Here is an 18,194-nt window from a genome sequence, read left to right as displayed (position 1 = left end):
CAAGCTTAAATCAAGCTGTCTGTTTTTGTAACACCCGGCGCTGCTCCTTGCGACGGTAGGTAATCCACGCCGGCAACAGAACAACTGCCAGCAGTACTATTCCCGTGCCAATTGGCCATATTACAGGCGTGTTCCATTCATAACGTTTCCGGTCGCGCAGCTTGGGATCTATCCGGTAATATTTGAGCGTGTTATAGGCCATTCTGTTGGGTTTTACATTTTGGTACCAGGAATGGTACAAGGCAAAATCTTTAGGATGGTAGCCCCATAGCCACGGAGCATCTTTCCGTAAAATGGTGATCATTCGGTCAATAATTTGTACGCGCTGCGGGCCATGTTCCATGTTTTTCATTTGTTCGAACAGCCGGTTGTATTCGGCATTGTCATAGTTGGCGGCATTTTCGCCACTGTTACCCACTTTGCGCTGTGGCCCGTACAACAGAAACAGGAAATTCTCCGGATCCGGGTAATCTGCGTTCCAGCCCCATTCAAAAATCTGTGCATTTCCCTTACGTATCTTGTCCTGGAAGCGATTGTAGTCGGTGCTGCGCACTACCAGCTGGATATTGAGTTTTCGAAATTGCATACGCATCCAGTCCAGAATTGATTTGTCATCCGCGCTGCGGGCAGTAACATCGTAATACAGCACCAGTGGCTTGCCGGTTTTGCGGCTGATGCCCCCAGGATAACCGGCTTCAGCAAGCAATGTTTGTGCCTGTTTGATTGGTTTGCGTTGCGCTTCCCCATGATGCCATTCGTAGACGATTGGGTTCATGCCTTCGCTGCCTTCATGGTGACCCTCGATCCCTGGCGGGATAGGGCCCTGCGCAGCGATGCCACGGCCATTCGCGAAAATAGACAAAAATTCTTCATAATCAACTGCAATGGAAATGGCCTGGCGCAGCTTGCGTGCAGAAGCTTTTTCCTCTGGAGTACGGCCACCTACTACGGGATCGAGCATATTAAACCCCATGTAGTAGGTGGATGGGGCGACTGCTGTTCCAAGACGAATACCTTGTGCCTTCATTTCTTCAGTGATGGTTGCTTCACCCTGACCGGTTATCTGCACAGCCTGATCAAAACTGTCTGAGCCAATGCTGGAGGCGTCATAATAGCCTTGCAGAAATTTATTCCAATAAGGGATGCTCTCCTTTTCACGGCTGAACACAATTTTGTCAATAAATGGCAGTGGTTTTCCGGCATCGCGTAATAAATCGTTTTCCATATCTTCCGGCATGCCTTCATCCGGATAGTATTCCCCTCTGAAATTAGGGTTACGTTCCAGTACCATAATCCGATTCGGGTTGTTTTCGGTCAGCATGTACGGACCGGTTCCTACCGGATACCAGTCAAGCGTGAAATTCTTTTCAGCCATACCGGGTTGTGAGAAGAAGTGATCGGCTTCCCATGGAACCGGTGCAAAAAATGCCATCGTCAGCCAGTAGATAAATTGTGGATATTTGCCTTTAATGCGGATGCGATACGTGTAGTTGTCTACCCGTTCGACTCCGTCCAGAGGAAATTTTCGTAGATCCAGAAAGCTGTTTTCAGGCTGGGTTTTATCCTGGTTTCTCAGAACATCAGCGTATTCATTCAGCCCTACGATGTAATCCGCCATTAAACCAAAGATCGGGGAGTGTAACCGAGGGTGGGCCAGCCGCTTGATCTGGTAGATAAAATCATCGGCAATCAATTCCCGCGTTCCTGTGTGCTTGAAATCACTGATTGTCTGGATCGCCTGTATGTCCTGTGGCGTTAGTGTGTGATAAAGCAGATGCTTGTGCTCATCCTGGGCGAATGCCGGGTGAGGTTGATAGAGAATGCCGGGGTTGATGGTGATTTCATAAACGGAGTAGGCGATATGGGTGTCAGTCGAACCGGGGAGCAGTTGTATGCCGTTGTTGTCAAAATAGCTTACAAGCGGCATTTTGCTGGCTGTTTGGGGGACCAGGGCCAGTGGGCGCTTCAAAAAATGATACTGCAGGGGTGGCTGATAGATCTGGGCAGTGAACAGGATTTCGTTCGAGCTGTATGATTGTACGGGATCCAGATGTTTCGGACGTTCAGCGAAGGCATTGTAAAGAATGTTCTTGCCAGCATCCGAAGCAGGATAGGGGTTGTTCCAGACATTCGAACAGCCGGACAGTACCAGGCCCAGTAAGAACAGGCTGACACAGAAAGTTGTATTGAATTTCGTTTTCAGGAAGAAGCCTGCCAGCGCAGAAAGACAATTTGTATCAATTGGCTGTGTCCGGTTTTTTTTCATGAATGATCGATGGGAGTTGAGCAATATTCAGACCCTATATACAAAGACTCGAAGCTGTATTGCAAATATGCGAAAATACTAGCTTCAGGCAGCCGGATCATTGCCTCAGCCACCCGGCATGCGAAACTTTAATCCATATGAATATATAAAACACAGTGCCATGATACCTCGTCCTATTCCAGAGCCCAGCCCCGATCTGTATACCGAAGAAGAAATTTCGAAACTAGTGCACGAATTTTATGCCAAGGCAAGAAAAGATGCTGCATTAGGCCCTATTTTTGAGGAACATGTAATTGACTGGGATGCACATTTTGTACAAATGATCAACTTCTGGTCAGCACAATTACGTGGTACCAGCCGTTTTCGCGGTGCGCCCATGCCCAAGCATATTGCTTTGCCTGAACTCAATGCTGCCCTTTTCGGCCGTTGGTTGCAGCTTTTCCGGGAAACGACCCATGAACTGGGAAACCCGATGCTGAAGCAGCATGCAGATACCGTTGCTGAATTTATTGCCGGACGGCTCTGGATGGGTTATCAGATGAGTCATTTTCCGCAGCGTGAGCCAGTTGGCCTCGATGCCGCTGAGGTATAAGGGATAATAAATTTGGGCTGCCAAAGTTGTCATGGAAAAATTGTCAGGCTGTCACCGGGTAACCGTTCAGCTGGATTGATGACATGCGTATAAGCAGGCGGGCCATATCCTGCAAGGAGGGGCCTGTTGCCCTGACGATCGGGAACTTCGACGGAGTTCATCTTGGTCACCAGGCGATGATTGCACGGTTGAAACGGGCAGCACGCCGCCTGGATGTCACATCCTGCGTTATGACATTTGAGCCGCATCCACGGGAGCTCCTGGCACCTGATTGTGCGCCTGCACGATTGACCAATCTGCGTGAAAAACTCAGACTGTTGGCAGGTTTGGGTGTAGACCGAGTACAGATTTATCGCTTCAATCATGCATTTGCGAAAATCAGTGCGGAATTGTTTGTTACACGCGTTTTGTTGCAGGAAATGAATGTTCGCTGGTTGCTGATAGGAGAGGATTTCCGCTTTGGCGCCCGACGATCGGGAGATATTGCTTTGTTGCGAAAGTTTTTCCCGGAATCGGGAGCGCGCGTGCTAGAGGTGATGTCTCCGGTTATGTTGGATGAACTGAGAGTTTCAAGTACGGCAGTGCGTAATGCACTGGCCTCTGATGATCTCGATTTGGCTACAAAACTTCTTGGACGTCCTTTCAGTATAAGTGGGCGGGTGGTGGATGGCATCAAATTAGGTAAAAAACTGGGTTTCCCGACAGCCAATATCAAATTGGAAAATCATCATTCTTTGTTGAGAGGTATTTTTGTGGTGGAAGCGAGTTGGAGCAAGAAATCTGGTCATTCCCGGCGGGTGAGGGGGGTAGCCAGCCTGGGCATCCGGCCAACTGTTCTCGAATCTGCCCTTCCCCTGCTTGAAGTGCATTTGTTTGATTTTGATGAAGATATTTATGGACAACGTTTACGAGTCGAGTTTCTGCAAAAACTCAGGGATGAGGAAAAATTTCCAGACATGGAAATGCTGGTGAAACAGATAGAACAGGACGTTGTTCGTGCCAAAGCCTATTTTTCTCAGGTAGATTCTTCCATGCACGCAACGGTTTGCCTGGATTGCTGATATGACAATCGATTACAAAAAAACGCTGAATCTGCCTGATACTCCTTTTCCCATGCGCGGCGATTTGGCTCGACGCGAACCTGTCATGCTCAAGGCCTGGCAGGAAAAGAACCTTTACCGGAAAATCAGGGTTGCCAGTCAGGGGCGGCCCAAATTTATTCTGCATGATGGCCCTCCCTACGCTAATGGCGACATTCATATCGGCCATGCTGTTAATAAAATCCTCAAGGACATCATTGTCAAAAGCAAGACTCTATCCGGTTTTGACGCACCTTATGTACCAGGTTGGGATTGCCATGGCCTGCCGATCGAACATCAGATCGAGAAGAAACATGGCAAACATCTGCCCGCAGACCAAGTGCGGAAATTGTGCCGATCTTTTGCGCAGCAACAGGTGGATCGACAGAAAGCTGATTTCATCCGATTAGGAGTGCTGGGTGACTGGGAGCATCCCTATCTCACGATGAATTATGCAACTGAGGCCGGCATCATCCGTGCGCTCGGGAAAATTTACCGGAACGGCTATCTTTACCAAGGGCAGAAACCAGTTAACTGGTGTATCGACTGTGGCTCGGCACTGGCGGAAGCCGAGGTGGAATATGAAAACAAGCGTTCGCCGGCAATTGACGTTGGGTTTGAAGTGGCAGGCGGGGAGGGTGCTGATCATCTGCTGACCAAAGCAATGAATATACCCATTCCAGCGGATATCCGTATTCTTGCCGTGATCTGGACAACGACACCCTGGACGCTTCCTGCCAATCAGGCAGTATGCGTACATCCTGAATTCGAATACAGCCTAGTCAGTACCGCCCAAGGATGGCTATTGCTGGCTTCCGAACTGATGAACGCCTGTCTTGCCCGCTACCAGCTTGAAGGACAGGTAGTGGCGACTTGCAAGGGGCAGGCACTGGAAGCGTTGTCTTTACATCATCCTTTTGCTGATCGCATCGTTAAAGTGATCTGCGGACGACATGTGACATTGGAGGCAGGTACTGGTCTCGTTCATACCGCACCGGCTCACGGGCTGGATGACTACTTCATTGGCCAGCAGTATGGCCTGCCCAGTGACAGTCCGGTTCAGGGAGACGGTAAATTCCGGGAGGAGACGTCACTGGTTGGAGGATTGTTTGTCTGGAAAGCCAATAATGTTGTAATCGATGCATTGCAGAGTAGTGGTCATTTACTGCATGCAGAAGAAATCGAACACAGCTACCCGCATTGCTGGCGCCATAAAACACCGATCATTTTTCGTGCGACACCGCAGTGGTTCATCGGTATGCAACACTCTGCCGCTTCGCAATCAGCCAGAGAATCGTTGCGTGATCTTGCTCTCCATTCAGTAGAACTTACCCGCTTTTATCCGGCGTGGGGCAGGGCACGGCTGGAAGCTATGATTAGCAACCGTCCCGACTGGTGTATTTCTCGCCAGCGTAACTGGGGCGTTCCAATGACCCTTTTTGTTCACAGGGAAACGCATGCATTGCATCCCCGGACGCAGGAATTGCTGGAAAAAGTGGCCGATCTGGTTGAGCAACAAGGAATCGAGGCATGGTTCAGCCTTGATGCAACCGGATCTGAATGGCTGGGGGAAGAAGCTCAGCATTACCAGAAGCTGACGGACACACTCGATGTCTGGTTTGATTCTGGTACGACACATGAAACCGTACTTAAAACGGACCCACAGTTGAAGCATCCGGCCGATCTTTACCTAGAAGGTTCTGATCAACACCGCGGATGGTTTCAATCTTCACTGTTGACGGGATGCGCCATCGATGGTTATGCGCCTTATTCCGCCTTGCTGACACATGGTTTTGTGGTAGACGGACAAGGTTACAAGATGAGCAAATCGAAAGGTAACGTTATTGCTCCGCAAAAAATTGCCGACACACTCGGTGCCGATATTCTGCGACTTTGGGTGGCTTCTACGGATTATTCCGGTGAACTGTCCATTTCCGATGAAATTCTCAAACGCACAGTCGAGACCTATCGGCGTATCCGCAATACTTTGCGTTTCTTGCTGGCCAATCTGGCTGATTTCAATCCAACTACAGATTCATTGCCGGTACAGGAATGGATGGAAATCGACCGCTATATGCTCGTTTACACAGAAGCATTGCAGGATGAACTTATCCAGTTTTACGAACGATATGAATTTCATCAGGCAATTGCCCGGTTACATCATTTCTGCTCTGAAGATCTGGGTGGTTTTTATCTGGATATCCTCAAGGATCGTCTCTATACCACGATGACAAATGGAATTCCACGGCGCTCTGCCCAGAGTGCGCTCTATCATATTGTTCACAGTTTGGCGCGCCTGTTTGCACCGACACTGAGTTTTACCGCGGAAGAAGTCTGGCAGCAACTGGGTGGATCGGAAGAGGACAGTATTTTTCTGCATACCTGGCATCGTTTCCCGGAACAACCGGAAGATACGCGCGTTCTGGTACAGCGCTGGCAGCAATTGCGTGAGTTACGCGCCCGGGTGCTGAAACAGCTGGAAGATGCGCGTATTCGGGGAGAAATCGGTTCGTCGCTGGCTGCTACGGTAAAAATTTACTCAACCGGGGAAAATTATGCGTTGCTCAATTCGCTGGGAGAGGATCTCAGGTTTGTACTGATTACATCCGAAGTGCATTTGCAGTATGTGGATAGCGTTGCTGAAGAAACGATTGTTGTAACAGCCAGCCCTCATCAGAAATGTGAGCGTTGCTGGCATTATCGGCAGGACGTGGGATCAATTGCTGATCATCCGTCATTGTGTAGCCGTTGCGTGAGCAATCTCTCGGGGCCTGGTGAACACCGGTGTTATGCCTGATTTTCATAAAAAATCACCAAAAAACATATAAGAGCACGTGATGAAGCTGTATTTCAGTTTGAGTTTAGCCACAATTGTTCTGCTGCTGGATTTATTTACCAAACGCTGGGTTGAGCTTAACCTGTCTTACGGTCAGCAGATTGTCATCACCGAATTCTTCAATCTTGTGCTTGCTTACAATGCGGGAGCAGCTTTCAGTTTTCTGAGTGATGCTTCTGGCTGGCAGCGCTGGTTTCTGAGCGCAATTGCTTTTTTTGTATCTGTTCTGATTGTTTATCTTCTGTACAAAAATACGATAAACCGGCTGTTTTGCATTGCACTGAGTCTCATTCTGGGAGGGGCACTGGGTAATCTTTGGGATCGGATCATGTTGGGGCATGTCGTCGATTTTCTGGATTTCCACGTGAGTGGTTACCATTGGCCGGCATTTAATCTTGCTGATTCAGCCATAGTATGCGGTGCATGCCTATTAATTCTGGACAGTATTTGGAATGGCAAGAAAGATTCCAATCAGGAAGGATGAAGTAATGCTCGCCAGAGATGCATCTGAGCGAATATGCAGCCCTCTGGCTGAGATTGGAGAAATTTCGTGTGATCAGCGTAAGCTGATTCGCAGTGTGACATTAGAGCCAACAGTTTCTTCTATAATATCTGCCGTCATGGCAGCAATACTCCAGTCGCGTCATACAAGCGCATTCAGTGATAAAGGAAACAAAATCAAATCATGTCGAATGATCCTGTCAAGATTGATGGTGCGATAGCACGCAAAACATCTTACGGCATGCTACGGGAGCCAACTTTCTCGGGTATGCTTTCCTTTATGCGCTGTCCTTTTCGCAAGGATCTGACAGGAGTTGAATTGGTGATCAGTGGTATCCCATTGGATCTGGCGGTATCTTATCGCTCCGGTGCCCGTTTCGGGCCACTGGCAATTCGTCAGGCTTCCGCTGAAGTGGCTTCGCTCAAGCCCTATCCATGGGGGTTTGATCCATTCGAGAATCTTGCCGTGATTGATTCTGGAGACTGCTTTCTCGATGTGCATAACCCGATGACGATTCATGGAGCGATTATTGATCATGCCCGGCATATTCTGGCGTCTGGCGCACGCATGTTGACATTTGGTGGCGACCATTCGATTTCTTATCCACTGTTGAAAGCGCATGTGGAGAAAACGGGAGCGCCCTTGTCATTAATCCATTTCGATGCACATTGCGATACCTGGCCGGATGATTCTCCCGCTTCACTGAATCATGGTTCCATGTTTTATAAAGCAGTGCGGGATGGTCTGATTGATATCAGGCATTCTGTTCAGATTGGTATTCGCACCTGGAATGACGATTTTATGGGTATCAGTATCCTGGATGCTGACCAGGTACATCGGCAGGGAACAGATGCAGTGGTTGCTGAAATTGAACGAATTGTCGGCGTGCAGCCGGCTTATCTCACCTTTGACATTGATTGCCTTGATCCCGCTTATGCTCCGGGTACCGGTACTCCGGTGTGTGGAGGATTGTCCACTGCACAGGTACTGGCAATTATTCGTGGTCTTACCGCAATTAACCTGATCGGGATGGATATCGTGGAAGTGTCTCCTCCCTATGATCACGGTCAGATAACAGCACTTGCTGCTGCCCATATTGCCTGTGATCTGATTTGCTTACTGGCGAAACGTAAGGCAGACGGGATGTTATAGGATCTTATGCTGTCTGTTACGATTTTTTTTGGAGGGGAACTGTCCGGACAGCTTGCAGCGCAAGCACAGCCTGCCGGACAAGTAGGGCAGAGAGAAAGAAATAAGGCTCTCTGATAAATCAGGTTGTAAACACTTGATACAAAGAAACGTTCTAGAATTTATAACCGCGATGGAGTGCTACGACACCTGCCGTCAGATTGAAATATTCAACCCGTTCAAAACCGGCCTGCTCCATGAGCTGTTTCAGTTCTTTTTGGGAAGGATGCATCCGGATGGATTCGGCGAGGTAGCGGTAACTGGCATCGTCTTGGGTTACGATTTTTCCCATGAACGGCAGCGCCTTGAAGGAATAGGTATCATATAAAGGCTGCAAGGGTTTCCATACCTTGGAAAATTCCAACACGATAAGTGATCCTCCCGGTGACAGTACGCGCCACATTTCTCGCAGGGCTATATCCTTGTGTGTCATGTTTCTCAAGCCGAAAGCAACGCAAACCCGGTCAAAATAATTATCCGGGAAGGGCAGTTTCTCGGCATCACATTGTGCAACCGGTATGTTTTTACCATCATTCAGCATACGATCCCGGCCGATCGATAGCATGGAATTGTTGATGTCGGTCAACCAGACTTCCCCTGTGTCGCCTACCTTTTCCTGGAATAAAGCGGTCAGATCAGCGGTTCCACCAGCAATATCCAGTACCTTGTTCCCTTTCTTGGCACCACTGACATCAATTGCAAATTTTTTCCACAAGCGATGCAATCCCATGGACATAAGATCGTTCATCAAATTGTAGCGTGCCGCGACCGAATGAAAAACTTTCGCAACCTTGCGGGCTTTCTCTGTTTCTGAAACCGTTGTGAAGCCAAAGTGTGTGGTATTCATGGTTTTGAAGATCTATATGAACGAATGATTGATATCTGATAAAACGTATTCCTATTTCGATTCGCGGCTGCTGCCAGAGCATTCCAGCCGGTGCAGGTAATCTTGCCACATGCTTTCCTGATGCAATCCGTAATCATAGAGTAAATCCCAGGAATATAAACCGGTATTGTGGCCATCAGAAAAATCCAGTCTAACCGCGTAGCGGCCTACCGGTTCGATATGTGTAATGGTTACATCCTTTTTGCCGGTTTGTAAAATTTCCTGGCCAGGCTCGTGGCCGCGTACCTCAGCAGAAGGAGAGTAAACCCGCAGGAATTCGCAAGGGAAGCGAAATGATTTGCCGTCATTGAACGTGATGTTCAATACACCGGATTTGCGGTGCAGCTTTAACTCCGTTGGAATGGGTGTTTGTGGATTAAGTCCAGCCATAAAATTTTTGCTCAGGTTGTCAAAACAACATCACAACATCATGGCACCGCTTCTTCCTGCGGTTTACGCTCGATTTTGACCAGATCTTCCCGTTTGACGCCCAGCAATATAAGTATCGGGCTGGCAATCATGATAGAAGAATAAATACCGAACAAAATACCAATCGTGAGTGCTAACGCAAAATTATGTAATGCTTCTCCACCGAATAAAAACATGGAAATCACCACCAGTTGCGTGCTTCCGTGCGTAATCACAGTGCGTGACATGGTTTCAGTAATGGCGTTATTGACTACTTTTGTTACATCAGCTTTGCGCAGCTTGCGGAAGTTTTCCCGAATTCGGTCGGAGATGACCACAGATTCATTGACTGAATAACCCAGAATGGCCAGCACAGCAGCCAGCACGGTCAAATCGAATTCCCACTGAAAAAAGGAAAAACACCCCAGGATAATCAGTACATCATGCAGGTTGGCAATAATACAGGAAACTCCGAATTTCCATTCAAACCGGAAAGCCAGGTAAGCTACGATACCTATGGAAACAAACAGCATCGCCAACAAACCGTTTTCCAGCAATTCATCTCCCACCTGCGGGCCCACGAATTCCACCCGTCTCATTTCAACCGAAGGATCATCTGCCTTGAGCGCACTTATCACCATCTCGGACAGATTGCCTCCGACATGTTCCGCCCTGACAGGCAACCTGATCAAGACATCCCGGGAGGTACCAAAATTCTGCACGATCGCATCAGGCATTCCGATATCGGCAAGGATTTTGCGGGTTTTATTGAGATCAGCAGGTTGCTGGTAGCTGATTTCCATCACGGTGCCGCCTGTAAAATCTACTGCGAGGTTCAGCCCCTTTGTCACAAGGGAATAGATCGCCAAGATGGAAATGATCAGGGAAAAAGTCATTGATAACTTTCCCCAGCGGGTAAAGGGAATATCGCGTTCGAATCTGAAAAAATCCATGATTATCCGGTTTCAGTAAGTGTGATTTAAAGTTTGTTGTTACTTTTTTTCGGCATTTTGATGGTTCCAATCGGAACGCGCTCGAGTTTGCGGTTGCCATACAACAGATTGACCATCGCACGTGAAACAGTGACTGAGCTATAGAGTGTGGTCAGAATTCCCAGACACAGCACGACGGCGAACCCTTTGATCGGCCCGCTGCCGAATATCATCAAACCAAGACCGGCAAGCATTGTGGTGAGGTTGGTATCGATAATTGCATCCCAGGCACGCTCGTATCCGGCATGGATAGCTGCCTGTGGTGCAGCGCCATGGCGTATTTCATCCCGGATACGCTCGTTAATCAGCACGTTGGCATCAATGGCCATCCCGACAGTCAGCGCCATGCCAGCCATACCGGGGAGCGTTAATGTCGCTTGCAGGATCGAGAGTAATCCAATGAGAAACAGCAGGTTGATAGCGAGCGCTACAACGGAGATCACACCGATCGCTGAGTAATAAATTATGATAAACGTGGCTACCGCCAGGAAACCATACAAGATCGAATTGAAGCCTTTGGAGATATTTTCAGCTCCCAGACTGGGTCCGACTGTACGCTCCTCAACAATTTCCATGGGGGCGGCCAATGCACCGGCGCGCAACAGCAGCGCAACATCACGTGCCTCGGTACTACTCATCTTGCCACTGATTTGTACGCGCCCACCGCCGATTTCTTCACGAATAACGGGTGCGGTAACCACCTCTGTCAGATTTTTTTCCACCAGCAGAATGGCCATGCGTTTGCCTATATTATTGCGCGTTAACTGCTTGAAAATACGCGAGCCATTGTTGTCCAGCGTGACGTGGACGGCAGGCTGGTGATCCTGATCAAATCCGGGCTGGGCATCCGTAATACGATCACCGGTGAGCAGGATCTGCTTTTTCACCAGCAGTGGGCCGCCTCCACGCTCAGTGAACAGTTCGGTCCCTGGAGGAACCGATCCACGCAAGGCGGCATCAATATCACCATCCTCATCCACCATGCGTACTTCCAATGTGGCAGTCCTGCCCAGTATATCTTTTGCCTTGGCAGTATCCTGTACACCCGGCAACTGCACGATTACCCGGTCGACTCCCGCCTGCTGGATGATGGGTTCTGCTACACCCAGCTCATTGACCCGGTTGCGCAACGTGGTGATGTTACGCTGGACGGCAGTATTCTGCATATGTACCAGCGCTTCCGGTTTGATTGAAACTGCCAGACGCGGCTCCCCACCAGTATCTTCCGATTGAAAGACGAGATCCTCGAATGCTTTTCCGAGTTCTGTAATTGCTTTTTCCCGCGCTTGTCCGTCCCGGAATCTGATCACGATTTTTGATCGCTCCCGGCTGATTCCGGCAGACGGGATTCTTTGTTCACGTAATGTACTGCGCAGATCGACGCTGAATCGATCAAGTGATTTCGTGAGTGCGCCGGCCATATCCACTTGCAGCATGAAGTGAACGCCTCCCCGCAGATCCAAACCCAGATACATGGGTAAAGCACCAATACGACGCATCCATTGCGGGGAATTGGATAGCAGGTTTAACGCAACAACATAATCGCTGCCAACCTCGGAACTTAGAATATCCTTTGCCTTGATCTGGGTGTCCGTATCGGTGAACCGGATCTTGATTCCAGTTGATTCTAGGATTGTTTCGCTATAGGAGAGATTTTGCTGGTTGAGCACTTGCTCTACATGTTGCAAGAGCGCTGCATCGGTCCGTGCGCCGGCTCGCAGTGGCGAGATCTGGACAGCAGGGGATTCACCAAAAAAGTTGGGCAGGGTATACAGCAATCCAAGCAGAATTGAAATGGCGATAACAATATATTTCCAGAGGGGGTAGCGATTCATAATGGCCAGTATTTCAGAAGAAAGGGGAATGCCGGAAGTTACGCTACAATTTTAGATAATCAAAAAAGAGCGGAATGTGCCGGTGAATTAGTTCTTTTCGTTGTCCTGTGTTGGGGATCCGGCCTCGCTGGTTTCGGTTTCCTTGTTTTCCGGTTCGGCCTGGCGGGATTCGGTGGATTTTTGTTTGCCGTTTTTGAGTGCCCGACCGCTTTTGCCGGTTTCTATGCTTCTGAGTGTTCCCTTGGGCAATAATGTTTGAACAGAGGATTTGAGTACAGTGATTTCAACGCCGATTGCAATTTCCATGGTGATGTAGCTTTCACCCGCGCTTACAACCCGGCCCAGCTCTCCTCCGCTGATAATGATTTCGTCGCCCTTCTGTAATTCGTTCTGCATTTGTTTTTGCTCTTTGGCCCGCTTGGTTTGCGGACGGATCAGCAAAAAGTAAAAAATGACCACGATACCAATCATGGGCAGAAAACTCATCAGAGTAGGGTCGGAAGCCTGGGCTGCGCCATTGGCGGCCTGGGCGAAAGCTTCGTTTATGAGCATCAGATTTTCTCCTTCAAGCGGATATGAATGGGAATTGAATCGTCGGCTATTTTAGCATGAAGTTCTGGCCGGGAAATCTGCGTGCAAACTGTTCAAACTGACCCGCTTCGATCGCTTCGCGGATGTTGGACATGAGCTGCTGATAGTAATGCAGGTTATGCAGTGAGTTGAGACGGGCACCGAGCATTTCCCCGGTACGCTGCAGATGATGCAGATAGGCGCGGGTAAAATGACGGCACGTGTAGCATTCGCAGTGTTCATCCGGGGGCGAGGTATCCAGCCGGTAACGGCTGTTACGCAGCTTGAGGATGCCCTGGCTGGTATAGAGCCAGCCATTGCGCGCGTTGCGGGTAGGCAGTACACAGTCGAACATATCGATACCCTGTGCAACCGCATGGACGATATCTTCTGGTGTGCCTACCCCCATCAGATAACGTGGTTTGTCTGCCGGCAGCTGTGGCGCGGTATGGCTGAGAATATGCTGCATTTCCGGTTTGGGTTCTCCTACAGACAATCCGCCAATGGCGTATCCGTCAAAACCGATATCACAAAGACCGGCTACTGAGCGATCACGCAATGACTCATACATGCCGCCTTGTACGATACCGAACAGTGCGTTTGCATTCCCCGCGTGAGCAGCTTTGGAACGCTCTGCCCAGCGCAGGCTCAGTTGCATGGAAGCTTCGGCCATCTGCATATCAACCGGATAAGGGGTGCATTCATCGAAGATCATGACGATATCCGAATTCAGCACGCGCTGGATGCGCATGGATTCTTCCGGAGTCAGAAAACAAGTATCACCGTTGACCGGCGAACGGAAACGTACGCCTTCTTCACTGATTTTGCGTAATGCGCCCAAACTGAATACCTGGAATCCGCCTGAATCTGTCAGGATCGGCCCGTTCCAGTGCATGAACCGGTGCAATCCACCGTGGGCTTCAATTACTTCCAGCCCGGGGCGCAACCACAGATGAAAAGTATTGCCCAGAATGATTTCGGCATTCAGGGTTTGCAATTCATCCGGAGATAATCCCTTGACTGCACCATAAGTACCAACCGGCATGAAAGCGGGGGTTTCCACTGTGCCATGGGCAAGTGTCAGCGTCCCGCGCCGAGCTTCATGATCGGTGCAATGCAGCTGAAATTTCATGATCGGTTATCACGCTCAATGAGCATGGCATCACCGTAACTGAAAAAACGATACCGATTATCGATGGCGTGTTGATAGGCATGGCGAATGGTTTCTATTCCGGCGAAAGCAGATACCAGCATCAATAAAGTGGAGCGAGGCAGATGAAAATTGGTCAGCAATCGATCCACGATGCGAAAGCGGAAACCAGGCGTGATGAACAAACTGGTCTCGTTCGATCCAGCAGTCAATCCACCATTTCCAGTCAGTGCACAGGCCTCCAGCGCGCGCAAACTGGTGGTGCCCACCGCGAGCACACTGCCGCCATTTGCCTTGCATGTCCGGATGATTTCCACTGTTTCCACCGGGATATGGTATTGCTCGATATGCATGATGTGCTGATCGATATTTTCCACGCGTACTGGCTGGAACGTACCGGCTCCGACGTGCAGCGTGATCCAGGCAATTTTTACCCCCAGCGTCTGGAGCATTTTCAGCATGATTCCATCAAAATGCAGACCGGCAGTGGGCGCTGCAACGGCCCCGCTTTCCTGGGCAAAAACAGTCTGATAACGGCTTTCATCAGCAATTGTGGCACTCCGTTCAATATAGGGTGGCAACGGCGTATGCCCGTATTGATCAAGCAGTTCGATCAGTGGCAGCGAGTGCATGAAGTACAGGATATACATATCCTGATCGCGTGCTTCCACCCGCGCGGTTATCCTGTTTTCCAGCAGCAATGTGGAGCCGGTCGCGGGTGCGTGGCTGGCACGAATCAATGCCCGTGCCCGATGGGCATCCAGAATGCGCTCGACCATGACTTCAACTTTACCACCAGTGGGTTTTACGCCTGACAGACGGGCCTTGATGACGCGGGTATTGTTGAGCACGATGACATCACCTTGTTTGAGGTAGGCAGGCAGATCCTTGAAAGCAGCATCATGCAGATCAAGGTAATTACTGCTTACGTGCAGCATTCGGCTGTCTATCCGGTTTGCGAGCGGAAATTGTGCAATCAACTCACTGGGCAGGAAAAAATCGAAATCATCCGTTTTCATGCTGCGGATTATACCGATGGCCGGTAAGGTAGCCCTATCTTTTGAGAAAAGAATACACAGCAACAAGAGATTTTTCGCCAGAGGCTTTCCATCAGCCGAATGGTCAGTCCTTCATAACGCTACGATCTTGGTCGCGCTTCTTGCGATCTCACGATTTTGTCTGCAATGCGGCTCATGGAGAACTTAATCGGAGGTTTCTTAAAGGTATAATCGCAGTTTTATCAGTCTGGCAAAAACCCTATCCATGCAAGAAAAATACCATCCACAGGAAATAGAACAACAGGCGCGGCAAAGTTGGCAGAAAACAGGCATTTTCAACACGACTGAAATACCCGATAAGCCAAAATATTATTGCCTGTCCATGTTTCCTTATCCTTCTGGCAAGTTGCATATGGGGCATGTGCGCAACTATACGATCGGGGATGTATTATCACGCTATCGTCGCATGCAGGGGTATAACGTCATGCAGCCAATGGGTTGGGATGCATTCGGGCTGCCGGCTGAAAATGCTGCGATCCAGAAGGGGGTGCCCCCTGCGAAATGGACTTATGACAATATCGCCTACATGCGCAGCCAGTTACAAAGCCTGGGGTTTGCCATCGATTGGCGACGAGAACTGGCTACGTGCGATCCACAGTACTATCGTTGGAATCAGTGGTTGTTTTTGCGCATGCTGGAAAAAGGGATCGCTTATCGGAAAACGCAGGTGGTCAACTGGGATCCGGTAGATCAGACCGTACTGGCGAATGAACAGGTCATCGACGGGTGTGGCTGGCGTACTGGAGCCACAGTGGAAAAACGGGAAATTCCCGGTTATTACCTGGCAATAACCTGCTACGCGGATGAATTACTGGCCGATCTGGAAAAACTGCCGGGCTGGCCGGAGCGCGTGAAAAGCATGCAGGCTAACTGGATTGGTAAAAGTTTTGGGGTGGATGTCGTTTTTCCTCCGGATCCTGCCTGCGGCATGCCACAAGCGCTGAAAGTGTTCACCACCCGGGCAGATACGCTGATGGGCGCGACCTATGTGGCAATTGCCGCAGAGCATCCGGTTGCCCTGCATGCCGCACAAAAGCGGCCTGATCTGGCTGCTTTTATTGAATCCTGCCGACAGGGCGCCACCATGGAAGCTGAACTGGCTACCCTGGATAAACAAGGCATGGCCACCGGATTGTATGTGCTGCATCCACTCACAGGTGAACGTTTGCCGGTCTGGGTGGCCAACTATGTGCTGATGGGCTATGGCGAAGGCGCAGTGATGGCGGTGCCGGCACATGATGAGCGTGATTTCGAGTTTGCCCGTCAGTACTCCCTGCCAATCAAAGGGGTCATCAGACCGGAAAATGACGCATTATCCGTACCGCTTGCGCAGGCGTTTACCGACTATGGGGTCACGTTTGATTCCGGTGAATTTTCTGATCTGAAATCGACAGATGCGATCAATGCGATTGCTGCGAAACTGCAATTGAAGGGACAGGGTGAGAAGCGCGTACGGTATCGCTTGCGCGACTGGGGCATTTCACGCCAGCGCTACTGGGGCTGCCCGATTCCACTGATTCACTGTGACAATTGCGGCGTAGTGCCAGTGCCGGATGATCAGCTGCCCGTCGTATTGCCTGATGATCTGGTACCGGATGGTTCCGGCAATCCACTGACAAAAACGCCCTCGTTTTATGAATGTGCCTGTCCACGCTGCAGGCAGCCTGCGCGGCGTGAAACCGACACCATGGATACATTTGTTGATTCCTCCTGGTATTTCATCCGTTACGCCTGTCAGGACCAGCATGCCGCCATGACTGATCAACGTGTCAATTACTGGCTGCCGGTTGATCAGTACATCGGTGGAATCGAGCATGCCATCCTGCATCTGCTGTATTCGCGTTTCTGGAGCAAAGTCATGCGTGATCTCGGCCTGGTATCGTTTGACGAGCCATTTGCCAATCTGCTGACGCAAGGCATGGTGCTGAACGAGATATTTTTTCGCAAAACTGGCAGCGGACGCATTCAATACTTCAATCCGACAGAAGTGGATGTACAACATGATGCAGAAGGAAAAAGAATAGGTGCCATTTTGCGGGTAGATGGCCAGCCGGTTGAATCCGGTGGCATCGGCACCATGTCGAAATCGAAGAATAATGGGATCGATCCACAGGAAATCATCGAGCAATACGGAGCAGATACCGCCCGCTTGTTCATGATGTTTGCCAGTCCGCCCACGCAGACACTGGAATGGTCGGACGCCGGTGTTGAAGGAGCTTTCCGTTTCCTCAAGCGATTGTGGCGACAGGTCTATTTGCATGGACAGCAGGGTAGTGACGTTCCTGCAGCCGGCTTGATACCGCACCAGGAATATCCGGACAATCTGCGGGATTTTCGCTGCCAGTTACATCAGGCGATTGCCAAGGTGACGGATGATCTTGAACGGCGCCACACATTCAATACCGCAATTGCAGCCGTCATGGAGCTGATGAACAAACTGGCCGGCGTGCAGGATAGCAGTTCAGCTGCGCGCCAACTCACGCAGGAGGCACTTGAAAACATCGTGCTGCTGCTTTCCCCTATTGTTCCGCATATCTGTCACGTATTGTGGCGTGAACTCAGGCCAGGTACCGAGCTGCTTGATCAGCCCTGGCCGCAGGCTGATGAGCAGGCAATGGTTCAGGATGAAATCGAGATCGTCGTCCAGATCAATGGCAAGCTGCGCGGGCAGATACGCATTGCCAGGGAAGCAGATCAGGCCATTATTGAACAGACTGCTCTGGAGCATGAGCATGTTCAAAAAAATATTGCGGGTCGTCCAGTCAGGAAGGTGATTATCGTACCGGGAAGATTGGTCAATATTGTTGTTTAACGAACAGATATTCTGCTGTG

14 protein-coding genes are annotated in these 18,194 nt (G+C 49.9%); 6 read left to right on the top strand and 8 right to left on the bottom strand.

Annotated elements, in window-relative coordinates; genetic code table 11:
- Positions 1–10 precede the first annotated feature (10 nt).
- On the bottom strand, positions 11–2,266 hold the full coding sequence (locus tag ABO04_RS00250) for an ABC transporter substrate-binding protein (RefSeq protein WP_160808621.1): 2,256 nt from the start codon (positions 2,264–2,266) through the stop codon (positions 11–13).
- A 160-nt stretch (positions 2,267–2,426) separates the two neighbouring features.
- Between ABO04_RS00250 and ABO04_RS00245 the strand changes: the two genes are divergently transcribed.
- From ABO04_RS00245 to speB, 5 genes are all read left to right on the top strand, one after another.
- Positions 2,427–2,858: a group III truncated hemoglobin gene (locus tag ABO04_RS00245; RefSeq protein ID WP_160808620.1), complete on the top strand. Its 432-nt coding sequence runs from the start codon at positions 2,427–2,429 to the stop codon at positions 2,856–2,858.
- Between the two features lie 83 nt (positions 2,859–2,941).
- Complete coding sequence (locus ABO04_RS00240; RefSeq protein WP_160808619.1) at positions 2,942–3,919, top strand: bifunctional riboflavin kinase/FAD synthetase; 978 nt, start codon at positions 2,942–2,944, stop codon at positions 3,917–3,919.
- Position 3,920: 1 nt separating this feature from the next.
- Positions 3,921–6,734, top strand: coding sequence for an isoleucine--tRNA ligase (gene ileS, locus ABO04_RS00235; RefSeq protein WP_160808618.1), 2,814 nt, complete (start codon positions 3,921–3,923; stop codon positions 6,732–6,734).
- A gap of 40 nt (positions 6,735–6,774) precedes the next feature.
- Positions 6,775–7,257 (top strand): signal peptidase II, encoded by a 483-nt coding sequence (gene lspA, locus ABO04_RS00230; protein ID WP_160808617.1) that lies wholly within the window; start codon positions 6,775–6,777, stop codon positions 7,255–7,257.
- Between the two features lie 201 nt (positions 7,258–7,458).
- On the top strand, positions 7,459–8,427 hold the full coding sequence (speB, locus tag ABO04_RS00225) for an agmatinase (protein ID WP_160808616.1): 969 nt from the start codon (positions 7,459–7,461) through the stop codon (positions 8,425–8,427).
- A 151-nt stretch (positions 8,428–8,578) separates the two neighbouring features.
- On the opposite strand, the gene ubiE is transcribed toward speB, so the two are convergent.
- The 7 genes from ubiE to queA form a co-directional block, all read right to left on the bottom strand.
- Positions 8,579–9,310, bottom strand: a complete 732-nt coding sequence (ubiE, locus tag ABO04_RS00220) for a bifunctional demethylmenaquinone methyltransferase/2-methoxy-6-polyprenyl-1,4-benzoquinol methylase UbiE (protein WP_160808615.1) — start codon at positions 9,308–9,310, stop codon at positions 8,579–8,581.
- 51 nt (positions 9,311–9,361) lie between these two features.
- Positions 9,362–9,739 (bottom strand): DUF971 domain-containing protein, encoded by a 378-nt coding sequence (locus ABO04_RS00215; RefSeq protein WP_160808614.1) that lies wholly within the window; start codon positions 9,737–9,739, stop codon positions 9,362–9,364.
- 38 nt (positions 9,740–9,777) lie between these two features.
- Positions 9,778–10,710 carry a protein translocase subunit SecF gene (gene secF, locus ABO04_RS00210; protein WP_160808613.1) on the bottom strand — a complete coding sequence of 311 codons (933 nt, stop codon included), beginning with the start codon at positions 10,708–10,710 and terminating at the stop codon, positions 9,778–9,780.
- A gap of 26 nt (positions 10,711–10,736) precedes the next feature.
- Positions 10,737–12,584: a protein translocase subunit SecD gene (gene secD, locus ABO04_RS00205; RefSeq protein ID WP_160808612.1), complete on the bottom strand. Its 1,848-nt coding sequence runs from the start codon at positions 12,582–12,584 to the stop codon at positions 10,737–10,739.
- Positions 12,585–12,671: 87 nt separating this feature from the next.
- Positions 12,672–13,136, bottom strand: coding sequence for a preprotein translocase subunit YajC (gene yajC / locus ABO04_RS00200; protein ID WP_160808611.1), 465 nt, complete (start codon positions 13,134–13,136; stop codon positions 12,672–12,674).
- A gap of 46 nt (positions 13,137–13,182) precedes the next feature.
- Complete coding sequence (tgt, locus tag ABO04_RS00195; protein WP_160808610.1) at positions 13,183–14,286, bottom strand: tRNA guanosine(34) transglycosylase Tgt; 1,104 nt, start codon at positions 14,284–14,286, stop codon at positions 13,183–13,185.
- Positions 14,283–15,323 carry a tRNA preQ1(34) S-adenosylmethionine ribosyltransferase-isomerase QueA gene (gene queA, locus ABO04_RS00190; protein WP_160808609.1) on the bottom strand — a complete coding sequence of 347 codons (1,041 nt, stop codon included), beginning with the start codon at positions 15,321–15,323 and terminating at the stop codon, positions 14,283–14,285. The genes tgt and queA overlap by 4 nt, the downstream gene beginning before the upstream one ends.
- Before the next feature lie 244 nt (positions 15,324–15,567).
- Here queA and leuS point away from each other — a divergent pair, with 244 nt between their 5' ends.
- Entirely contained in the window at positions 15,568–18,174 is a 2,607-nt protein-coding gene (gene leuS, locus ABO04_RS00185) for a leucine--tRNA ligase (protein ID WP_160808608.1), read from the top strand.
- Positions 18,175–18,194: the final 20 nt, after the last annotated feature.

This window comes from Nitrosomonas sp. HPC101, assembly GCF_009833125.1.
GTDB lineage: Bacteria > Pseudomonadota > Gammaproteobacteria > Burkholderiales > Nitrosomonadaceae > Nitrosomonas.
The sequence above is the reverse complement of the archived record's forward strand: the minus strand, read 5'-3'. Positions and strand labels throughout refer to the sequence as shown.